At 70.8% G+C, this 18,096-nt stretch carries 25 protein-coding genes; 16 read left to right on the top strand and 9 right to left on the bottom strand.

Annotation, left to right across the window (positions count from 1 at the left end):
* Nucleotides 1-5 precede the first annotated feature (5 nt).
* The 3 genes from V7Z97_RS05505 (at nt 6) to V7Z97_RS05495 (ending at nt 3,069) form a co-directional block, all read left to right on the top strand.
* Nucleotides 6-1,094: an acyl-CoA dehydrogenase family protein gene (locus V7Z97_RS05505; RefSeq protein ID WP_334161955.1), complete on the top strand. Its 1,089-nt coding sequence runs from the start codon at nt 6-8 to the stop codon at nt 1,092-1,094.
* Nucleotides 1,095-1,341: 247 nt separating this feature from the next.
* The gene (locus V7Z97_RS05500) at nt 1,342-1,986 is read left to right on the top strand and encodes a hypothetical protein (protein ID WP_334161953.1); all 645 of its coding nucleotides are present in this window, start codon (nt 1,342-1,344) and stop codon (nt 1,984-1,986) included.
* 576 nt (nt 1,987-2,562) lie between these two features.
* Nucleotides 2,563-3,069 (top strand): hypothetical protein, encoded by a 507-nt coding sequence (locus V7Z97_RS05495; RefSeq protein WP_334161951.1) that lies wholly within the window; start codon nt 2,563-2,565, stop codon nt 3,067-3,069.
* A gap of 126 nt (nt 3,070-3,195) precedes the next feature.
* Here the strand turns inward: V7Z97_RS05495 and V7Z97_RS05490 are convergent, their stop codons facing one another.
* Both V7Z97_RS05490 and V7Z97_RS05485 read right to left on the bottom strand, forming a co-directional pair.
* Nucleotides 3,196-3,516 (bottom strand): hypothetical protein, encoded by a 321-nt coding sequence (locus tag V7Z97_RS05490; RefSeq protein WP_334161950.1) that lies wholly within the window; start codon nt 3,514-3,516, stop codon nt 3,196-3,198.
* Between the two features lie 584 nt (nt 3,517-4,100).
* Nucleotides 4,101-4,292, bottom strand: coding sequence for a hypothetical protein (locus V7Z97_RS05485; RefSeq protein ID WP_325458922.1), 192 nt, complete (start codon nt 4,290-4,292; stop codon nt 4,101-4,103).
* A 164-nt stretch (nt 4,293-4,456) separates the two neighbouring features.
* Between V7Z97_RS05485 and V7Z97_RS05480 the strand changes: the two genes are divergently transcribed.
* Nucleotides 4,457-4,861: a hypothetical protein gene (locus V7Z97_RS05480; protein ID WP_334161949.1), complete on the top strand. Its 405-nt coding sequence runs from the start codon at nt 4,457-4,459 to the stop codon at nt 4,859-4,861.
* Nucleotides 4,862-5,091: 230 nt separating this feature from the next.
* Here V7Z97_RS05480 and V7Z97_RS05475 read toward each other — a convergent pair whose 3' ends face one another.
* The 4 genes from V7Z97_RS05475 to V7Z97_RS05460 all read right to left on the bottom strand — a co-directional run bounded on the left by V7Z97_RS05475 (nt 5,092) and on the right by V7Z97_RS05460 (nt 6,634).
* Nucleotides 5,092-5,553, bottom strand: coding sequence for a hypothetical protein (locus V7Z97_RS05475; protein WP_334161947.1), 462 nt, complete (start codon nt 5,551-5,553; stop codon nt 5,092-5,094).
* 111 nt (nt 5,554-5,664) lie between these two features.
* A complete protein-coding gene (locus V7Z97_RS05470) occupies nt 5,665-5,976 on the bottom strand; it encodes a hypothetical protein (RefSeq protein WP_334161946.1) in 312 nt (103 codons plus the stop codon).
* A gap of 73 nt (nt 5,977-6,049) precedes the next feature.
* On the bottom strand, nt 6,050-6,262 hold the full coding sequence (locus V7Z97_RS05465) for a hypothetical protein (protein WP_334161945.1): 213 nt from the start codon (nt 6,260-6,262) through the stop codon (nt 6,050-6,052).
* Nucleotides 6,263-6,388: 126 nt separating this feature from the next.
* Nucleotides 6,389-6,634 carry a hypothetical protein gene (locus V7Z97_RS05460; protein ID WP_334161944.1) on the bottom strand — a complete coding sequence of 82 codons (246 nt, stop codon included), beginning with the start codon at nt 6,632-6,634 and terminating at the stop codon, nt 6,389-6,391.
* Nucleotides 6,635-6,829: 195 nt separating this feature from the next.
* Here V7Z97_RS05460 and V7Z97_RS05455 point away from each other — a divergent pair, with 195 nt between their 5' ends.
* The 6 genes from V7Z97_RS05455 (at nt 6,830) to V7Z97_RS05430 (ending at nt 10,709) form a co-directional block, all read left to right on the top strand.
* A complete protein-coding gene (locus tag V7Z97_RS05455; RefSeq protein ID WP_334161943.1) occupies nt 6,830-6,970 on the top strand; it encodes a hypothetical protein in 141 nt (46 codons plus the stop codon).
* Between the two features lie 61 nt (nt 6,971-7,031).
* The gene (locus V7Z97_RS05450; RefSeq protein WP_334161942.1) at nt 7,032-7,229 is read left to right on the top strand and encodes a hypothetical protein; all 198 of its coding nucleotides are present in this window, start codon (nt 7,032-7,034) and stop codon (nt 7,227-7,229) included.
* A gap of 118 nt (nt 7,230-7,347) precedes the next feature.
* Nucleotides 7,348-7,641 carry a hypothetical protein gene (locus V7Z97_RS05445; RefSeq protein ID WP_334161941.1) on the top strand — a complete coding sequence of 98 codons (294 nt, stop codon included), beginning with the start codon at nt 7,348-7,350 and terminating at the stop codon, nt 7,639-7,641.
* Nucleotides 7,642-7,733: 92 nt separating this feature from the next.
* On the top strand, nt 7,734-8,195 hold the full coding sequence (locus tag V7Z97_RS05440; protein ID WP_334161940.1) for a hypothetical protein: 462 nt from the start codon (nt 7,734-7,736) through the stop codon (nt 8,193-8,195).
* The gene (locus V7Z97_RS05435; protein ID WP_334161939.1) at nt 8,192-9,031 is read left to right on the top strand and encodes a CAP domain-containing protein; all 840 of its coding nucleotides are present in this window, start codon (nt 8,192-8,194) and stop codon (nt 9,029-9,031) included. Before V7Z97_RS05440 ends, V7Z97_RS05435 begins: the two co-directional genes overlap by 4 nt.
* Nucleotides 9,032-9,038: 7 nt before the next feature.
* Nucleotides 9,039-10,709 carry an amidohydrolase gene (locus tag V7Z97_RS05430; protein ID WP_334161937.1) on the top strand — a complete coding sequence of 557 codons (1,671 nt, stop codon included), beginning with the start codon at nt 9,039-9,041 and terminating at the stop codon, nt 10,707-10,709.
* A 7-nt stretch (nt 10,710-10,716) separates the two neighbouring features.
* Here V7Z97_RS05430 and V7Z97_RS05425 read toward each other — a convergent pair whose 3' ends face one another.
* Nucleotides 10,717-11,604 carry an AraC family transcriptional regulator gene (locus tag V7Z97_RS05425; protein ID WP_334161936.1) on the bottom strand — a complete coding sequence of 296 codons (888 nt, stop codon included), beginning with the start codon at nt 11,602-11,604 and terminating at the stop codon, nt 10,717-10,719.
* 144 nt (nt 11,605-11,748) lie between these two features.
* Here V7Z97_RS05425 and V7Z97_RS05420 point away from each other — a divergent pair, with 144 nt between their 5' ends.
* Nucleotides 11,749-12,483, top strand: coding sequence for an SDR family oxidoreductase (locus tag V7Z97_RS05420; RefSeq protein ID WP_334161935.1), 735 nt, complete (start codon nt 11,749-11,751; stop codon nt 12,481-12,483).
* Nucleotides 12,484-12,498: 15 nt separating this feature from the next.
* On the opposite strand, the gene V7Z97_RS05415 is transcribed toward V7Z97_RS05420, so the two are convergent.
* Together V7Z97_RS05415 and V7Z97_RS05410 are read right to left on the bottom strand one after the other, a co-directional pair.
* Entirely contained in the window at nt 12,499-13,155 is a 657-nt protein-coding gene (locus V7Z97_RS05415; RefSeq protein ID WP_334161933.1) for a hypothetical protein, read from the bottom strand.
* Nucleotides 13,155-13,862 carry a HupE/UreJ family protein gene (locus V7Z97_RS05410; RefSeq protein WP_334161932.1) on the bottom strand — a complete coding sequence of 236 codons (708 nt, stop codon included), beginning with the start codon at nt 13,860-13,862 and terminating at the stop codon, nt 13,155-13,157. The genes V7Z97_RS05415 and V7Z97_RS05410 overlap by 1 nt, the downstream gene beginning before the upstream one ends.
* 313 nt (nt 13,863-14,175) lie before the next feature.
* Here V7Z97_RS05410 and V7Z97_RS05405 point away from each other — a divergent pair, with 313 nt between their 5' ends.
* The 5 genes from V7Z97_RS05405 to V7Z97_RS05385 all read left to right on the top strand — a co-directional run bounded on the left by V7Z97_RS05405 (nt 14,176) and on the right by V7Z97_RS05385 (nt 18,057).
* Entirely contained in the window at nt 14,176-14,721 is a 546-nt protein-coding gene (locus tag V7Z97_RS05405) for a DUF4402 domain-containing protein (protein ID WP_334161931.1), read from the top strand.
* A 57-nt stretch (nt 14,722-14,778) separates the two neighbouring features.
* Complete coding sequence (locus V7Z97_RS05400; protein ID WP_334161929.1) at nt 14,779-15,105, top strand: hypothetical protein; 327 nt, start codon at nt 14,779-14,781, stop codon at nt 15,103-15,105.
* Between the two features lie 111 nt (nt 15,106-15,216).
* Nucleotides 15,217-16,503 (top strand): SulP family inorganic anion transporter, encoded by a 1,287-nt coding sequence (locus tag V7Z97_RS05395; protein ID WP_334161927.1) that lies wholly within the window; start codon nt 15,217-15,219, stop codon nt 16,501-16,503.
* Between the two features lie 58 nt (nt 16,504-16,561).
* Nucleotides 16,562-17,059, top strand: coding sequence for a pyridoxamine 5'-phosphate oxidase family protein (locus tag V7Z97_RS05390; RefSeq protein WP_334161926.1), 498 nt, complete (start codon nt 16,562-16,564; stop codon nt 17,057-17,059).
* Nucleotides 17,060-17,373: 314 nt separating this feature from the next.
* Nucleotides 17,374-18,057 carry a Crp/Fnr family transcriptional regulator gene (locus tag V7Z97_RS05385; protein WP_334161925.1) on the top strand — a complete coding sequence of 228 codons (684 nt, stop codon included), beginning with the start codon at nt 17,374-17,376 and terminating at the stop codon, nt 18,055-18,057.
* The last annotated feature ends 39 nt before the right edge of the window (nt 18,058-18,096 follow it).

The raw sequence follows: 18,096 nt of genomic DNA, 5'->3' as shown, positions 1-18,096 counted from the left end.
CCAAGATGGCCGTTCTGAACGAAGAACAGAGCATGCTGAAGGACGCGGCGAAGAGCTGGGTCCAGGAGAAGAGCCCGGTCACCGCCTTCCGCAAGATGCGCGATAGCGGCGTGGAGCTGGGCTATGACGCCGCCGCCTGGAACGAGATGGCGGAGATGGGCTGGGCCGGGGTGATCATCCCCGAGGAGTACGGCGGGTCGAACTTCGGCTACCTGTCGCTGGGCCTGATCCTCGAGGAGCTGGGCCGCACGCTCACCGCCTCGCCGCTGCTGGCCTCGGGCCTCGGCGCGGCGTCCGCCCTGATCCTCGGCGGCTCGGACGCGCAGAAGTCGGAATGGCTGCCGAAGATCGCCGAGGGCTCGGCGGTCGGCGCGCTCGCCGTCGACGAGGGCCCGCACCACAATCCGGAAAAGGTCGAGACGACCGTCTCCGGCGGCAAGCTGACCGGCAAGAAGACCTTCGTGCTGGAGGGCATGGCCGCCGACATCTTCCTCGTCTCGGCGAAGGAAGGCGGCGAGGTCAGCCTCTACCTGGTGAAGGCCGATGCGCCCGGCGTGACCCGCCAGCGCCTGGCGCTCGCCGACAGCCGCGGCGCGGCCAATGTCACCTTCGACGGGGCCCCGGCCGAGAAGCTCTCGGGCGGCGCGGCCACGCTGGAGAAGGTGCTGGACCGCGTCCGCGCCGGCCTCTCGGCCGAGATGCTGGGCGCCGCCGTCCAGGCCTTCGAGACCACGCTGGACTACCTGAAGACCCGCGTGCAGTTCGGCCAGGTGATCGGCTCGTTCCAGGCCCTGCAGCACCGCGCGGCCAAGATGTTCACCGACCTGGAGCTGGCCCGCTCGGCCGTCGAGGCGGCGCTGGCGGCGATCGACAACGACACGCCCGACGTGCCGGAGCTCGTCAGCCTCGCCAAGGCCAAGATGGGCGACACCTTCCACCTGGTGTCGAACGAGATGGTCCAGATGCACGGCGGCATCGGCATGACCGACGCCCACGACGCGGGCTTCTACCTGAAGCGCGCGCGGGCGGCGGAAGCGGCCTTCGGCAACCAGGCCTTCCACCGGGACCGCTACGCGAAGATCCAGGGGTACTGAGGACGATCGGAGCTTCGGCCCGCGCGGGAGCGTGCGGGCCGAGGGGCCGGGGGATGCGAGAGCCCCTCCGCTGGCGGTGAGCTGGCGGAGGGGTTCTTTGTTGGGGGGTGGGTGCAGCCCGATTGTGGCGCCGTCCCTCGGACGAGATGACGGAGAGCATCAGGCAGAGTGCTTGTTCACAGCGCGACGGCCTGCTTACCATCCCGCACCGAACTTTCGTCGCGCGGAGAGGGCTAGGGAGCATCGTTTGACCGCAACTGCAGCCGAGCCTCAGCGCAACATCAGAGGTCTAGTTCAGAAGCACTGGGGCAAACTTGCCGCCTCGGTCGCCTTCATGCTGTCAGTTAGTGCTTGGGCGACGTCTTCGATAGCGACCGAGCCGCTGGGGCGCGACGTCGGCTGGCTTGGAGCACTCGGATTTGTGTTAACAGCCTGGGGCGTCGTGATCTCCGTGGGAGGCTTCGGAGTGACTATCTGGCAGTTGCACCGCACGCAAAACGCAGCAACAGCCGTGGCGGCCGCACTTTCGGGCATCAAGAGAGACTATGGCTCATTCGAGATCGTAACCGAGCTCCGTACCGCCCTTGGCGCTGTCGCCTCAACCCAATCACACGTCAATGGGCGCCGGTGGGATGAAGCCCTTGCGTGCTACAACACCCTACGCATTAGCCTAATCAAGATAATCGCCGTTCAAGGCGGGTTGGATCAACAACACCTTGAAACTGCAAAGAACCTCTTAGCAACTGCGGTCGACAATGCCCGCTCTATACAAGCCCTAAGGTCTTCTGAGGTGGAAGAACTCTCGACAGATGTTGTTGATAGAAATCTTCTAGATTTGGAGGACTTCCTAATCCATATGGAATACAACATGAAAGGCGCGATACGTGGCTAGCACCGAGCGCCAGATCGTCCAGTTGTTAGACCTAATCTTGGCTCGCACTAAATCTGGCGAGATGCGCTGGCATCGTTCAGCAGAGCCGGACAAATATCAGTCTCGGATTGGGGATTTTGTTGTCAATCTCGGCCCATCATCGCCTATCGTTATAGGAGTAGGACGGAACTTATCTCTTGTTATCACTCGGCTTGATGGAACACCGGTTGAGGTCATTAGCGACTCTCAGAATGTCTTTTCGAACTATGGAGTCCGAACTCCTGTAATTCGCGGAAACAGTCTCAAGGAAATCTACGATTTAGTGATTGGCGGGAACAACGAACTTGATGACCTCATCAAACTGCTAAGCAGCGGCCCCCGCTCTTCGAAGGGCGCCCCCTAACCAGGGGTGCCACTCCTGCGCTTAGGCCACGGGCGTGCATTCTGCCTGCCGGGTCAGGCGTCTCAAGGCCGGCCCGCAGGGCCGCCGCGGCGCGGGCGCGCCGGAGGCGCGCGCCTTGACACGCCTGGCCCGGCAGGCTCGCAATCAACCATGGGCTTAAGGGCGGGAGGCATTCTCGGAAGAATGCTGGGTTCATGGAAGAGAAAGTCGTTCGGCGCGATTGGCACGTCGCGCCGCAAGGAGACGAGGCGCTCAACGCTGCGGCCGTCGAGTTCTTCATCCGCTACGCCAGGATGGAATACGCGCTGAAGGCCGCCGACTTCCTCGTTCGCGAAAATGGAAGGGCCGAGGCAAATTGGCCCAAGCTAGCGAGTGAAATCCACGATCGGTTCAGCGCTCTGGCAGCCTCCGACGAGGATCTCGGAGAGGCCTGCACGTTTCTTCGCCACGCACCTCCCAAGAAGCAGATCGTCGAGAATGGAATATTGCGCTGGTCCGACAGTCCGCCCAATGCCGCCACGGACACCGAGCTTCTGCTCCGCTATGTGAGCCGCGTCCGCAACAACCTATTCCACGGCGGCAAGTTCAATGGTCGGTGGCTCGCGCCGGAACGGAGTGCTGATCTCCTGCCGCGATGCGCTCTGATCATGGATGCATGCCTCACCGTTTCCGACAACCTGCGCGAGGCGTATCTGAGTTAGTGATCCGTCGCGCCACGCTCGAACTGCCAGGCATCGTCGAGATCTTGACTCATGAAAAAGGCGGGACGGCCGGCTGCGTAGAGCCAGGGCCGTCCCGCCTTCTGGACCGCGGCTAGCGGCCGGTCGTCAGGCGTCGCAGCGCTTCGACTTGTAGAGGTCGGCGAGGACCGCCTTGCGCTTGTTGACCAGTTCCTCGGCCTTGTCGGCGTCCATGTAGTTGCCGACGGCGGCGGGCCAGAACAGCAGGACGGCCGCGACGTTGGCGCCGCTGACACCCTTGTTGTGCTGGGCCTTCTGCAGCAGTTCGTCGAGGTTCTTGTCCTGGGTCGTGATCTCCGAGCAGGACAGCTTCTCGTCGCCGAGCTGGTTGGTGGCCACCTTCTGATTGGTCGCGCAGCCCGCAAGGGCCACGCTCGCCGCCACGGCGGCGATGGCAATAAGCTTCATGATGTCAGTCCCCCCTAGTGGTGGGCGGAGCTTGAGCGTATCCGGCGACCGAAGGCAACCGCAGGTTTTCCGGGTACGGAAAATTCCCAGAGGCGGCAGCGCCCCCTCCACCGCCGACCGCGTGGCTCCGCCAGCTGGCGCCCCCTCGCGTTCCGCGCGCCCATCCCCAGAGGGGGTGGAATAGCGGCCCCCTCCCCCGCAGGCGGGGGAGGATCTGGGGGCGGCGGCCGGTCTGGCGCCTAAGGCCATGACCAGCATTCTGCCTGCCGGGTCAGGCGTCTCAAGGCCGGCCCGCAGGGCCGCCGCGGCGCGGGCGCGCCGGAGGCGCGCGCCTTGACACGCCTGGCCCGGCAGGCTCGCGATCAACCATGGGCTTAAGGGCGGGAGGCATCCTGAAGGATGGCCTCCGGCGACGTCCCCTCTCCCGGCACGGGAGTAGGTTCGCCGGCCGGCCACGATCCGGACGGCGAACATCGGCGATGGAAAAAGCCTGGGTCCCCGCTTTCGCGGGGATGAGCGGAGACTGGATGAGTTGAGCCTCTCCCCCCGCGCGTTCCGCATCGGGGGAGAGTAGGCGCCGGCCGTCAGACCGGGTCGAGGCGGGCGGAGGGGGCGAGCTTGCGCTCGGTGGCGGACCAGAGGTCGACGGAGGGGTTCTGGCCGGGGCGGAGCGCGCTGGCCTGGGCCTGGGCGTCGGCGGCCGTGCCGGCTTCGACCCAGGCGGCCCAGGTGATCACGCCGGCGGCGTCGCGGAGGTAGGCTCGGAAGGTTTGCATCGGCTGATGTAGGGGTGCGCCGCGGAAATAGCCATGGCCAGTTCGCGGCGGGCGGGGCCGCCCGGTTGGCGCCGGGGGCGCCTCCGATCCAGTCGAACTCCGTTCCAAAGACGCTGTTCAGCGGGGCGCGGCGCGGCTAGGCTCCGCTTCCAGCCGAGGAGCCGATGCGCGTCCTGATCCCTGCCGCCGCAGCCCTGACCCTGGGCCTGACCGTGGGCCTGACCGTGGCCCTGGCCGCCGCTCCGGCGGGCGCGCAGGGCGCGGCGGGCTACGACTGCCGCGGGTTCGGCGGCGGGCCCAGGTGCGCCGGGGCCCAGCCGAAGTCCGCGCCGGCGCCGGCCCGGCCGGTGAAGCGCGAGCGGGCGCCGAAGCCGCAGGCCGCCCGGCCGCTGTCGAGCGAGGGGACCGACGCCGCCCCGGCCGCCGACTGGCGACGGCGGCTGGGCGACGCCATCCTCGAGGGCCGCTGCCAGGACGCCAAGCGCATCGCGCTGGAGTTCGGCAGCGTGGACATGGCGGTCAAGGCCGTGCGCCTGTGCCGGCCGGGGCCCTGGCTGCCGCTGAGCTAGGCTCACGCGACGGTGAACTGGGCCAGGGCGGCGAAGCCGGCGGCCATGGGGATGATCGCGGCCACCACCAGGTTGGCGAGGCCGGAGAAGAAAGAGCTGCGCTTGGACATCTCGAAGGTTCCTGTCTTGGGGGGCGTCGGAACGCCCGGCTGCGATGGACCTTCAGATGCGCCAGGCCGCGGCGGACGGCTGTGACCGCCGTCACCGGAGCTTCGCCGTAGGCGGACGGCCTAGGGTTTCGGCTGGGCGTCGATCAGCGCCTGGACGATCTCGTGGCAGCGCACGGCCTGGAACTCGATCGCCTCGCGCACCGGGACGAGGTCGGCGTAGGCGCGGGCGGTGAAGTAGAGCTCCTTGTCCTCGCGGGCCAGCCAGCCGGTGTCGACCAGCTCGGCCACCTTGCGGCGCACCGTCTCCTTCGGCATCGCCAGCGAGTCGGCGATCGAGCGGACATTGGTGCCGAGGCCCGGGAAGACCAGAATCTCGCCGCTGAGCAGCTCCTCCTGGCTGCGCCGGGCGAAGTCGGGGTGGGCGGTGGTGCGCATGCCCACCGCCAGCAGGATCATGAACTTGTCGAAGTCCCCGCCGCAGGCCGCGCGCGAGCGGCTGCACAGCTCCAGCAGGGGCCGGAGCAGGTCGTCGGCGATGACGGGATAGTTGTCGGCCATGAGCCGGAGAAGGGACTGACGCACGCGGCGATACGCTCCGCTGGGGCCCGGACGTACTTGCCCGGCCCTGGTGACCGTCCCTCTCCGGATTCGCGAGGGACAGGCGGTTCTAACCGCCCGTCCGCCCCGCGGCCACTATTTCGGCGCGCCGCCCGTGGCGGGCGGAGTGGTCGTGGCGGTGGTCGTCGCCGCGTCGGTCGGCGGGGAGATCACCACGGCGGTGGAGCTGCCCTGCGGCGTCTCGGCCGCGGCGGCCGCGCCCTCGGCGGCGTTCTGCAGCTGCTGGTCGCTGACCTGGCTCTCCGGCAGGGTGGTGGACACCTCCGCCTCGGCGACCGGGGTCTCGGCCTCGGCGCTGCGCTCCTTGTCGCCGCAGGCGGCGAGCGCGCCGGCGCCGGCGACCAGGGCCGTGGCGGCGAGCCAGGCGGTCAGGGGACGTCTGGACATGGAAAAGCTCCTCGTTTCGCGGTGACGAGGGGGTTAGTCCCCGGCGCGCCGGATCGTTCCCGGCGGGGCGGCCTCAGGCGTCGTTGGCCGGGCGGCGCTCGCGGCGGGCCTCGTCGGCGAGGAACACCCACTGCATGGCGAGGTCGAGATAGGCTTCCTTGGCGTCGGCGCCGGCCGCGCGCCAGGCCAGGTCGCGCACCTGGGCGGCGATGCGCAGATAACGGCCGGCGCGGTCCGCCGGCGACTCGCCAGGTCGGGTCTCGTCAGGTCGAGTGACGTGCAGCACTTGGTTTTCACCTGCGCCGGGACGCCCCCTTGCGGACCGGAGCAAGACAAACTTTACCATTCCGGCGGGCGAACAGGAAGAACTTTGCTCAACCTGTGGTGGGCAGGTCAGGCCTTTGAAATAACGTCAGTCTTCGGAAGCGAAGCTGCGTCGCTCTCGTCCGACGCGAACCGCCGGGGGAGCCAGGGGCGGCGGCCGGGGCGTGGCCGGGTTCAGGCTCCTGCCGGCCATGTAGAGCCAGGTCTCGGCCTCCTTGTAGTGAGCCGCGGCCGCGTCGTCGGACGGGGCGTCCTCCGCCGCCTCGATCGCTTCCTGGGCCCGCTGCATGAACCAGCCGGCGGCCCGGATCTGCTCGTCCTTCCTGCTCCGCATGCGGCAGGCCAACCCGGCCCCGCGTCCGGCGGTTCCGCCGCGCCGGGGGATGTGATCGGCGGAACGCCCGGCGCCGGCGCTCTACCTGCACGGCGCGATCCTGGCCAGCGGCGCCGGCGGCGCGACGGGCTGCCTCAGCTGCCTTCGGACCTGAGCCGGCGGGAAACGAACGCGCGTCTGCGACGTTGAGCGGCCATGACCCAGACGGACGAAAACCTGGCGCGGCTGGTGGAGGAACTCCGCCGGGCCGTGATCGGCGCGGAGCGGCGCCGGACGGGCCTCGGCCGGCCGCCGCCGCGCGGCCGCGCGCACCACGCCCGCTTCGGCCGCGGCTAGCGCCGGACCGCGACCTCAAAGCTTCGTGACGACTCCCGCCGGCTGTGCCATCCGGGGGACGATGACCGAGCGCAACCTGTCCGACCTCGAGGTCTACCAGCACCTTACCCGCACCGCCGAGGAGCTGGAGGCGCTGGCCGCCCGCGCCGCGACGCTCGTCGGCGACACGGCGCTGAAGACGGCCGCCCAGACGGTCCGCGGCATGGCCACCGCGGTCTACGAGCACAGCCTCTCCCAACCCGGCGACGGCGGCCACTGAGCCCAGGAGTGACCGCGGTCACGCCGCAAGATGGCGAAAACGTGACCAATACGGATCATTTGTAGTTGCCGAGCTTGACCGGTTGAGCTTGGCTGGGAACCCTTTGGAGGGCCGGACCATGGGCAGCTTGGGCTCGCCGCTGCAGATCGCCGCCGTCGTGGGCGCCATGGCCTTGCCGTTCGCCGCGGGCCTGGGCGTGGTGCTGTGGTCGAAGGTCCGGGCCGCGGCCAAGGCGCGCCGCACGAGCGCCCTGGACGACGACCTGCAGACCATGTTCCGCCAGGTGGAGGCCCGCGGCGTGCCCGCCCGCCTGGCCCTGGTGGTCGACGCCCTCGAGGAGCACGACGCGCTGTCCGCTGCCGCCGAGCGCGCCAAGGCCGCCGCCCCGACCAAGGCCGGCGCCGCGGGGTAGCTCCGCCTCCTTCAGGACCGGAAGGACGAGCCTCCCTTTGCCGCAGCGGACTTCACGCTAAGCTGACGACCCGCCCCGCCGCCGGAGTCGCCATGCCGCGTCCGCTTGCCGCCGTCCTGATCGCCGCGCTGGCCTTCGCCTGGCCGGCCGCCTCGCAGCCGGGGCCGATGCTGTCGGTGCGGGAGGTGATGCGCCACATCGTCAACCCGGCGGCGGAGCGCTTCTGGAAGGGGTCCGGCTCGGTCTCCACCGAGGACGGCGTCGAGGAGCGGACGCCGACCAGCGACGCGGCCTGGGCCGAGATGGTGGACGCCGCGGCCATGGTGCAGGAGTCCGGCGCGCTCCTGGCCATGGACGGCCGCGCGCGGGACCAGGAGGCCTGGCTGCGCTACGCCCGCCAGCTCGCGGTCGCCGGCGAGGCCGGGGTGGCGGCGGCCCGCGCCAGGGACGCGGACAGGGTCTTCGAGACCGGCGGGGAGATCTACAACGCCTGCTTCGCCTGCCACGCGCGCTACATCCCGCGGCCGGCCAACTCGCTGTGGAAGCAGCCGTGACGCCCAGCCGGCGGACGGCGATGGCGGGCGGGATGGCGCTGCTGGCCGGCGCCGCCGCGCCCGCGCGGCTCACGGCGGCGACCTGGATCGGCTACGAGGGACGGCTGCGTGCGCGGCTCGACGACGCCGGCGGCGGGCGGTTCGACGAGGCGGCGGCGCGCGAGCTGATGGGCCTCACCAACGCCGCGCGGGAGGCGGCCGGCGCCGGCCCGCTCGCCTGGCGCGAGGACCTGGCGCAGACCGCCCGGGCGCACGCCGCCGATCTCGCCCAACGCATCTACGTGGAGCACGTCTCTCCCGAGGGCTTCGACCCCACCGACCGGCTTGGCCTCCTGGCGCGCCGCCTGCTCTGCACCGCCTCGGAAAACATCGCCTACCGCCGCGGCGCGGGCTCCCACGACGCCGTCGACCTGATGGCGCAGTGGCGCGACAGCCGGCCCCACTGGCAGAACCTGCTGCGCGACAAGCACACCCACGCGGGCTTCGGCGTGGCGCGGCTGCGGGAGCGGACCTACGCCGTGGGGCTCTACGCCCGGCCGGACGGCGAGCTGGCGGCGCCCGTGCCCTTCCGCCCCGCGGGGGCCGGGCCGATCCTGGCGGCGATCCAGGGTCTGGGCGAGCCCTACCTCGGGGCGTGGCTGGACGATCAGCTGCGCGGCGGGCGGCGCGTCCCGATGGCCGAGCCCCGCCCGGACGCCCACCCCGGCGTCTACCGGCTGCGGATCGACCGACGGGTCAGGGACCGCACGTTCGAGTCGCTTTTCGGGCCAATCTTCGTCTGGCGCCACATCGGCCCCGCGGCGGCGCTTGCGCGACGGCCGGGCCAGATGGTCTAGCTGGGCCATGCGCTCCACAGCCGTCGCCCTTTCCGCCCTCGCCCTCGCCGCTTCCGCCCTCCCCGCCCGCGCGCAGCCGGCGGACCTGGTGATCTGGGGGGGACCCGTCCACACCGGCGAGGCGGGCCAGCCGAGGGCCGAGGCGGTGGCGGTGTCCGCCGGACGGATCGCCTATGTCGGCGACCGCAAGGGCGCGCAGGCGCGGGTGGGGGCGACGACCCGGGTCGTGGACCTGAAGGGCGCGGCCCTGTTCCCCGGCTTCACCGACGCCCACGCCCACCTGCGCGGCATCGGCGAGCGGGAGCTGACCCTGAACCTGGAGGGCGCGGCGTCGGCCGCCGAGGCGGCCGACCGGCTGCGCGCCTACGTCGCCGAGCGCAGGCCCACGGGCCTGGTGCAGGGGCGCGGCTGGATCGAGACCGGCTGGCCGGAGGGCCGGTTCCTGGAGCGGCGCGACATCGACCCGGTGTCCGGGGGGCTGCCGGTGATCCTGGTCCGCGCCGACGGCCACGCCCTGGTGGCCAATTCCGCCGCCCTGAAGGCCGCGGGCGTGGACGAGACGACGCCGGTCCCCACGGGCGGCCAGATCCTCAAAGGGCCTGACGGCAAGCTGACCGGCGTGCTGGTGGACAACGCCATGGGGCTGGTCCGCAAGCTCGCGGCGGCGCCCAGCGAGGCCGACCGCCTGGCGGCCTTCCGCGCGGCGTTCAAGGTGGAGACCGCCTACGGCTGGACCGGCGTCCATTCGATGAGCGTCGCCTGGCCGGACGTGGCCCTGCTGGAGCAGATGGCGGCGCGCGGCGAGGCGCCCCTGCGGGTCTACAACGCCGTGGACGCGGGCCAGGCCGGGCCGCTGTTCGAGGGCGGGCCGAGGCAGAGCCCGGACGGGCGGATCACCACCCGGGCCGTGAAGCTCTACATGGACGGCGCGCTCGGCTCGCGCGGGGCGGTGCTGTTCGCGCCCTACGCCGACGCGCCGCACATCACCGGGACCTATGTGACCCAGCCCGAGGCCGCGAAGCCGATCCTGGCCAAGGCGCGGGACGCGGGCATCCAGGTCTCGATGCACGCCATCGGCGACAAGGGCAACGCCACCGTCCTCGACCTGTTCGAGGAGGCGTTCCGCAACGTCCCGGCCAACGTGCGGCTGCGCGAGCCGCGCTGGCGGGTGGAGCACGCCCAGGTCGTACGGCCGGCGGACATCCCGCGCTTCGCCCAGGGCGCGGTGATCGCCTCCATGCAGCCCAGTCACGCGATCGGCGACTTCCACTTCGCGCCCGCCAGGCTCGGCGACGCCCGGCTGGACGGCGCCTACGCCTGGAAGAGCCTGCTGAAGTCCGGCGCGGTGGTGGTCGGCGGCTCGGACGCGCCGGTGGAGCGGGGCGACCCGCTGATCGAGTTCTACGCCGCCGTGGCGCGCAAGGACCTCAAGGGCTTTTCGGCCCCCAACTGGCGCCCGGCGGAGGCGCTGTCCCGCGAGGAGGCGCTGAGGCTGTTCACCTCCGCGCCGGCCTTCGCCCGGTTCGCCGAGGACGAGCTCGGGACCATCGCCGTCGGCAAGCGGGCCGACCTGACCGCCTTCTCCGTCGACCTGATGACCGCGCCCGAGGCCGAGATTCCCAAGGGCCACGCGGTGCTGACGGTGGTGGACGGGCAGGTCGTCTACGCGCGGGAGTAGGGCGGCTTCAGACCGCCACGGGAATGGGGCCGGCGGCGCGCAGGCGGGCGGCGTCGCGGGCCGGCGGGGCCCCGAACAGGCGGGCGTATTCGCGGCTGAACTGGGAGGGGCTCTCGTAGCCCACCTGGAAGCCTGCGGCCTGGGCGTCGCGCGCCTCGCCCAGCATGAGGCGGCGGGCCTCCTGCAGCCGGATCTGCTTCTGATACTGCAGCGGGCTCAGGGAGGTGACCGCCTTGAAGTGCTGGTGCAGGGCCGAGGGGCTCATCCCCGCCTCGCGGGCGAGCGCCTCCATGCGGAACGGCCGATCGAAGTTGGCGCGGATCCAGGCGATGGCGCGGTTCACCTGCGACAGGCGGCTGTCGGGCGCGCCGATCTGGCGGACGATGCCGGCCTGGTCGCCGGTCAGCAGCCGGTAGTGGATCTCGCGCCGGATCAGCGGCGCCAGGATCGGCGTGTCCTGCGGCCGGTCCAGCAGGCCCAGCAGCCGGCCCACCGCATCCACCATCTCGGGCGTGGTGCGGCTGAGGTGGAGGCCGCGGGCGGTCTCGCCGCCGGGCTCGGGCGGCTGCTGCAGCATCAGCTCGCCCAGCAGGGCGGGCTCCAAGTCGACGCGAACGCAGAGGTAGGGCCGCTCGGGCGTCGCCTCGACGACCTGGCCGACGAGCGGCAGGTCGACGGAGACCACCAGGTGGCTGGCGCGGTCGAAGCGGTAGGCCTCCTCGCCCAGCAGCACGACCTTTGCGCCTTGCGCGATGATGCAGACGGCGGGCTCGTGGAGGACAGGCACCCGGTCGGTCGGATGGCTGTAGCGGATGACCGCCAGGCCAGGAACGGGCATGTCGTGCATGCCGTCCCCCGAGGCGTGGCGGGCGATCAGGGAAGCGAGATCGTCCATGGAACCTGCGTCCCACGCCCCGGCGCAAGCCGCAAGCGCCCGGGCCGGATCGTGGAGGATCGTGCAAGAACCGCGGAGGTCCATTCTAACGTCCGATCCTTCTGCCGGCCCATCTGTGTCGTCGCCAATCCAAAGGAGATGACCATGACTGAACTTACCGACAAGGTGGTGCTGGTGACCGGCGCGAGCAGCGGCATCGGCGAGGCCACGGCCCGCGAGCTGGCGGCCGCCGGCGCGACGGTGGTGATCGGGGCGCGCCGCGTCGAGCGGCTGGAGGCCCTGAGCCGGGAGATCGAGGCGGCCGGCGGCCGGGCCATGGCCCAGGGCCTGGACGTGACCTCCCGCGAGAGCGTGCAGGCCTTCGTCGACGCGGCGCGCGATCGGTTCGGCCGCGTCGACGTGATCGTCAACAACGCCGGGGTCATGCCGCTGTCGCCGCTCGCGGCCCTGAAGGTCGACGAGTGGGACCAGATGATCGACGTGAACATCCGCGGCGTCCTGCACGGCATCGCCGCGGCCCTGCCGGTGATGGAGGCCCAGGGCCACGGGCAGATCATCAACATCGCCTCGACCGCCGGCCACCAGATCCTGCCGACGGCGGCGGTCTACTGCGCCACCAAGTACGCCGTGCGGGTGATCTCCGAGGCGCTGCGCCAGGAGACCGACAAGGTGCGGGTGACGGTGGTCTCGCCCGGGGTGACCACCTCGGAGCTGGCCCACACCATCAGCCACGCGGAGACCGCCGCCTTCATCGACGGGTACCGCAAGACGGCGCTGCCGGCCGAGGCCATCGCCCGGGCGGTCCGCTTCGCCATCGCCCAGCCGGCCGACGTGGACGTCAACGAGATCATCGTGCGGCCCACGGCGACGACGGTCTGACGGAGGCGGGCGGGCTCAGCCCGCCGGGCGGGCCTTCGCGGCCGGGACGTTGGCGACGATCCCGGCCTCGTTGCCCGCCTGGCCGGGCGGGATGAGGTCGTAGAAGCCCGCGAGCTTCAGGCGCACCACCACGGGGTTCAGCGCCGAGTTCTGGAAGAACCAGCCGTGGATGCCGTCGAAGCCGGCGGTGAGCGCGCCGTTCTGGCCCGCGCCGGTGGACTGCCGGTAGGTGGCCACCGTCATGGTCTCGCCGGGCGTGGCGGCCACGGTGTGGCCGTGGAAGTCGTAGTAGAGGTCGCCGGCGTTGCGGGCGCCGTCCACCCGCCACTCGTAGACCAGGGTCGCGCCCTTGCTCATGCGCACCTTGTACTCGAGCTGGAAATCGCGCGGGTCGCCGGAGACGGCGCGCAGCGGGATCTCGATGACGTCGGTGCGGAAGCCGGTGGCGTATTCCCGGGCCAGGGGACCGCCTGCGGTCTGCGGGTCGAGCGTCACCTGGGACGGGGCCCAGAGCTTCGCGAGGCCGGTCGCCCTGCCGAGGCCGGTGGGGTCGCGGCCGAACTCGGCGGGGATCACGGCGGCGAACAGGATCAGCAGGGCCACGGCGAGCGCGCCGGCGAGCGCCAGCAGCAGGCGGCCGCGGGAGAGGCGCAACGGGTGCGGATCGGCCATCAGGCGGCCTCCTGGAAGGCGTAGCCGGCGAGCTGCTGTCCCATGAGCAGGAAGCCCGCGGTCATCAGGAGCACATTGGCCGCCACCGCGCCGCGCCGGAAGGCCGGGGTCGCGCGCCAGAGGGTGAAGGCGAGGAGCATGACGCTGAGGGCGAGGAGCTGGCCGAGCTCCACGCCGACGTTGAAGGCCAGGATGTTGGGCACGAGGCCGTCGGGCGACAGCCTCAGGTCCTGCAGCTTGGTGGCCAGGCCGAAGCCGTGGACCAGGCCGAAGCCGAGGACGACCAGGCGGTTGTCCGGCTGGCGGCCGGTGAAGGCCGGAAAGGCGCCCAGGTTGTCCAGCGCCTTCCAGACCACCGACAGCCCGATCACCGCGTCCACCAGAAAGGGGTCGACGTGGATGCGGGCGAGCACCCCGGACAGCAGGGTCACGGAGTGGCCGAGGCTGAACATGGTGACGTAGAGGGCCACGTCGCGCAGGCGATGCAGGAAGAAGATCACCCCGGCGAGAAACAGCAGGTGGTCGTAGCCGGTGACCATGTGCTTGGCGCCCAGGTAGAGGAAGGCGAGGAGCTGCGGCCCGGGGTTGGCCTCGATGAAGGCGGCGTCCTTGTCGGCCACCCCGTGCGCCCAGGCGGGACCGACGGCGAGCGCCAGCAGGACGGCGGGCGCGGCGAGGCGGACGAGATGGCGGACGGTCCGTGGCAAGGCGAGGCTCCCCCCGCCTCCTTTAGCGGCGGGCCCGGCGGGCGTCATCTCCGGCGTCCGCCCGGCGAATTCGCCCTCTGGGTTGCGGTTCCGGCAGTGATTTCATGCCTCGGTTGCAGGTTGGGCGAACGATCTGCGCCGAGATGACCCAAGCAACGGCGCCGCTGTTGCATCGCAGCGGGCGCAAGGGTATTGGCCGGAGAGAGCAATGTTCTGTTTTGACACGGACGACGTCAGGCGGAACCGGCCGAGCCATCTCGGCCAGTCTACCGTCGACCGGACAGCGCCCGAACGTCAGACCCGCAGGAACGAAATGAACAAGCTTCGACACCTGGTCCTCGGAATGGTCGCCGCCTCGGCCGGCGCCGCCCTGGCGACCGCCGCCGGCGCGCAGGCCTCGTCCAGCCAGGTGACCAATTCCAGCGCCACCATCTTCCAGCCGATCCAGCTGGCCAAGAACACCGACCTGTCGTTCGGCACCATCGTGCGTCCGACGTCCGGCTCGGGCACGGTGACAATCAGCTCCGCCGACGGCGAGCGCACCTACACCGGCGGCGTCGCCCTGCTGAACAGCGGCCCGAACGCGCCGTCGGGCCGGGCGACCTACACCGTCACCGGCGAAGGCGGCCAGTCGATGAACGTCAACATCCCGGCCAGCTTCTCCATGACCCGCACCGGCGGCTCGGAGACGATCACCGTGACCCTCGCCATGTCGGTGACCAACCCGCAGCTCCTGTCGGGCACCCTGGGCAACACCGGCAACCTGACCTTCGGGGTCGGCGGCTCGATCCCGGTGGCGGACAGCACCCACTCAGGCGCCTACACCGGGACCTTCAACGTGGTGGTCGCCTACAACTAGGCGCGCGCTCCGGCCGCAGCGGAAAAGCGCCCCTCCGGTCCGCCGGAGGGGTTTTTCGTGCGCGCCCCGCAGGCTAGAGGGCGCATCCTGTCGGAGGAGGCGCGCGTGTCGGGCGGCTGGGTGATCGGCGTGATGGTTGAGGCCGCGGGCCAGGCGGCGACGCGTCACTACTTCGCCGTGGGCCACGACGACCGCGCCAAGGCCGAGTGGACCGCCGTGGACTGGGCGCTGCGCGAGGGCGCGGTGGCCTCGAGCCCGGTGGGCGGCCAGGAGCCGGTGCAGGCGCTGCGCCGCATCCCGCCGCAGAAGATGGGGACGCTGGGGCTGAAGCCCGGCGAGGTGCGCCCCCTTGGGTGGCGCCATCCCCGGCGCTGGCTGTCCTGAGGGCTTCCGTAGCCCTACGGAGTGGCGAAATCCCCACCCGCGGCCTAGGTTAACGTCGAAGAAGGCCGTGTCCGTCATCCTGGGTCCGGCGTCACTCTGGACCTCGAACCGATGCCCGACGCAGCCGCGCGGACGGCCTCCGCGAAGCTCTACCGCCCGAAGCTGGCCACCACCCTGGCCGAGGGCTATGGCCTGGACCACCTGAAGAAGGACGCCATGGCCGGCCTGACGGTCGCCATCGTCGCCCTGCCGCTGTCCATGGCCATCGCCATGGCCTCGGGGGTGTCGCCGGACCGAGGGCTCTACACGGCGATCGTCGGCGGCTTCCTGGTCTCCGCGCTCGGCGGCAGCCGGTTCCAGATCGGCGGCCCGGCCGGGGCGTTCATCGTCCTGGTCTCCGCGACGGTGGCCAAGTTCGGCGTCGAGGGCCTGATCCTCACCGTCTTCCTGTCCGGCGTCATACTGGCGCTGCTGGGCCTCGTCAGGCTGGGCGGCCTGATCCGGCACATCCCGCACGCGGTGACCGTGGGCTTCACCGCCGGCATCGCGGTCACCATCCTGGCCAGCCAGCTCAAGGACCTGCTGGGGCTGAAGCTGACGGAGGCCGAGCCCGGGCCGATCCTGGAGAAGCTGGCCGTCCTGGGCCGGGCGCTGCCCACCCTCAGCTTCGCCTCGGTGGCGGTGGCGCTCACCGTCATCGCCGTCGCCCTGGGCCTGCGGCGGTGGCGTCCCGCCCTGCCCGGCATGCTGATCGCGGTGGCGGCGGCGACCCTGCTGGCGACCCTGCTGCACCTGCCGGTGGAGACCATCGGCTCGCGCTTCGGCGGCATTCCCCACAGCCTGCCCGCGCCGCATATGCCGGTCTTCACGCCCGAACTGATCATCGCCGTCCTGCCGGCGGCGCTGTCCTTCACCCTGCTGGGCGGCATCGAATCCCTGCTCTCGGCCAAGGTGGCCGACGGGATGACCGGACGGCTGCACCGGTCGAACATGGAACTGGTCGCCCAGGGCGCGGCCAATGTCGGCTCGTCCCTGTTCGGCGGCATCGCGGTCACCGGCACCATCGCGCGGACGGCGACCAACATCCGGGCCGGCGCGGTGAGCCCGGTCGCGGGCGTGCTGCACGCCGCCTTCATCCTGGCCTTCATGCTGCTGGCGGCGCCGCTGGCGAGCTTCGTGCCGGTGGCGGCGCTGGCCGGCGTGCTGGCGGTGGTGGCCTGGAACATGGCCGAGAAGGAGGAGTTCCGCAGCCTGCTCGGCGATCGGCGGACGGCGGCGGTGGTCCTGGCCACCTTCGGCCTGACGGTGCTGCACGACCTGATGGCCGGGATCCTGGCCGGCTGCGCCCTGGCGGCGCTTTTCTGGGCGGTCTCGCGCCTGCGCCGGCGCCGGGCCTAGGAACCGCCCGGATGCGGCGGGGTTTCGAGGGGCGACCCCAAAGCCCAAGGAGCCCATCATGGCCGATCACAACCACGACCCCGCCGCCGTCGAACGGAAGCTGTGGAAGGAAATCGAGGACAACCGCACGGGCATGCTGGGCCTGATGCGGGACGACCAGCACTTCCAGCCGATGACCGCCTTCGTGGAGCGGGACACCAACCAGGTCTGGTTCTTCACCTACAAGGACACCGACCTCGCCGAGGCCGCGGGCCAGGGCGGCGGCCACGCCATGTTCGTCTACCAGGGCAAGGACCTGCAGGCCTGCATCGGCGGCGAGCTGACCGTCCGCCATGACCCGGCGCGGATGGAGAAGTACTGGAGCCCGGTGGTCGCCGCCTGGTACCCCGAGGGCAAGGACGACCCGCGCCTGACCATGCTCTGCCTGGACTGCCACGACGCCCAGGTGTGGATCACCGAGGCCGGGCCGCTGCGCTTCGCCTTCGAGATCGCCAAGGCCAACGCGTCGAAGGCGCGGCCGGACCTCGGCGAGCGGACCAACCTCAACCTGCACTGACGCAGCCCTGAGTAGCGCGACGGCGGGGCCGGAGAGAAAGAACTCCGGCCCCGCTGCGCGCATCAAATGACAGGCTGGTCGTGATTCGCGGGCGTCCGCCGCCGCCAGCTATAGTTAAGTCGCGGACGCGACATTCGGACTGGACCGGGAAATCACCGGATATCCACAGGCTCCATCTAGTTTTTCTAAGTTTTTGCCGATCATCTGACGCCAGTGTCGAGTTCTCGACAGTCTTTGGCCAACCGCATCGATAACTTGAAACCCAAGCCGTACGGCGACGTTTCGTATCCCCGATGCAAAGGCCCTTCACCGCGTTGCGAAACCGTCTGCTCGCGTCGCTCTCCGCAGAAGACTACGGGCTGATCGCGCCCAACCTCGCCCAGGTGGACCTGGAGCGGGGGCGGCTGCTCTACGATCCCGGCGACGACATCGAGACCGTCTACTTCCCCCAGGACGGGGTGATCTCCCTGATGACCCTGATGGAGAACGGCGCGGCCATCGAGAGCGCCACCATCGGCCGCGAAGGGGCGCTGGGCCTGATGGCGGCGGTGGCGCCGCGCCAGTCGCTGTCGCGGGCCATCGTCCAGACGCCGGTGCGGGCCGCCCGGATCAGCGCCGCGGCCCTGCACGACGCCTGGGAGAAGTGCCCGGCGATCCGCCGGCTGGTCGACCGCCACAACGAGGCCCTGTTCGGCCACGCCATCCAGTCGGTGGCCTGCAACGCCCTGCATTCGGTGGAGGCCCGCTTCTGCCGCTGGCTGCTCTCCTGCCACGACCGCATCACCAACGACACGGTGGCGCTGACCCAGGAGTTCCTGGCCGACATGCTGGGCGTGCAGCGCACCACGGTGACTGCGGTCGCGCGCGGCCTGCAGGACAGGGGCGTGATCCGTTATCGCCGCGGCGTGGTGGACATCCTGGACCGCAGCGTGCTCGAGAGCCTGACCTGCGAGTGCTACTCGGCGATCAACCGCACCTATGAGCGCCTGCTGCCGTAAGGGGGTTGCCCGGGGACGGTTTTCCCACTTTGTTGCGCG

This window comes from Phenylobacterium sp. (assembly GCF_036821595.1).
In the GTDB taxonomy this organism is placed as follows: Bacteria; Pseudomonadota; Alphaproteobacteria; order Caulobacterales; family Caulobacteraceae; genus Phenylobacterium.
Note: the sequence above shows the minus strand (reverse complement) of the source record. Positions and strands in the feature narration are given on the sequence as shown.

Coding starts and splice junctions, on each gene's coding strand:
- V7Z97_RS05415 (WP_334161933.1), bottom strand. CDS start 13,155: ATGGCCGATCCGCACCCGTTGCGCCTCTCCCGCGGCCGCCTGCTGCTG.
- V7Z97_RS05425 (WP_334161936.1), bottom strand. CDS start 11,604: ATGGACGATCTCGCTTCCCTGATCGCCCGCCACGCCTCGGGGGACGGC.
- V7Z97_RS05440 (WP_334161940.1), top strand. CDS start 7,734: ATGCCGCGTCCGCTTGCCGCCGTCCTGATCGCCGCGCTGGCCTTCGCC.
- V7Z97_RS05495 (WP_334161951.1), top strand. CDS start 2,563: ATGGAAGAGAAAGTCGTTCGGCGCGATTGGCACGTCGCGCCGCAAGGA.
- V7Z97_RS05460 (WP_334161944.1), bottom strand. CDS start 6,634: ATGCGGAGCAGGAAGGACGAGCAGATCCGGGCCGCCGGCTGGTTCATG.
- V7Z97_RS05480 (WP_334161949.1), top strand. CDS start 4,457: ATGCGCGTCCTGATCCCTGCCGCCGCAGCCCTGACCCTGGGCCTGACC.
- V7Z97_RS05430 (WP_334161937.1), top strand. CDS start 9,039: ATGCGCTCCACAGCCGTCGCCCTTTCCGCCCTCGCCCTCGCCGCTTCC.
- V7Z97_RS05390 (WP_334161926.1), top strand. CDS start 16,562: ATGGCCGATCACAACCACGACCCCGCCGCCGTCGAACGGAAGCTGTGG.
- V7Z97_RS05405 (WP_334161931.1), top strand. CDS start 14,176: ATGAACAAGCTTCGACACCTGGTCCTCGGAATGGTCGCCGCCTCGGCC.
- V7Z97_RS05420 (WP_334161935.1), top strand. CDS start 11,749: ATGACTGAACTTACCGACAAGGTGGTGCTGGTGACCGGCGCGAGCAGC.
- V7Z97_RS05455 (WP_334161943.1), top strand. CDS start 6,830: ATGACCCAGACGGACGAAAACCTGGCGCGGCTGGTGGAGGAACTCCGC.
- V7Z97_RS05490 (WP_334161950.1), bottom strand. CDS start 3,516: ATGAAGCTTATTGCCATCGCCGCCGTGGCGGCGAGCGTGGCCCTTGCG.
- V7Z97_RS05450 (WP_334161942.1), top strand. CDS start 7,032: ATGACCGAGCGCAACCTGTCCGACCTCGAGGTCTACCAGCACCTTACC.
- V7Z97_RS05445 (WP_334161941.1), top strand. CDS start 7,348: ATGGGCAGCTTGGGCTCGCCGCTGCAGATCGCCGCCGTCGTGGGCGCC.
- V7Z97_RS05505 (WP_334161955.1), top strand. CDS start 6: ATGGCCGTTCTGAACGAAGAACAGAGCATGCTGAAGGACGCGGCGAAG.
- V7Z97_RS05395 (WP_334161927.1), top strand. CDS start 15,217: ATGCCCGACGCAGCCGCGCGGACGGCCTCCGCGAAGCTCTACCGCCCG.
- V7Z97_RS05470 (WP_334161946.1), bottom strand. CDS start 5,976: ATGTCCAGACGTCCCCTGACCGCCTGGCTCGCCGCCACGGCCCTGGTC.
- V7Z97_RS05485 (WP_325458922.1), bottom strand. CDS start 4,292: ATGCAAACCTTCCGAGCCTACCTCCGCGACGCCGCCGGCGTGATCACC.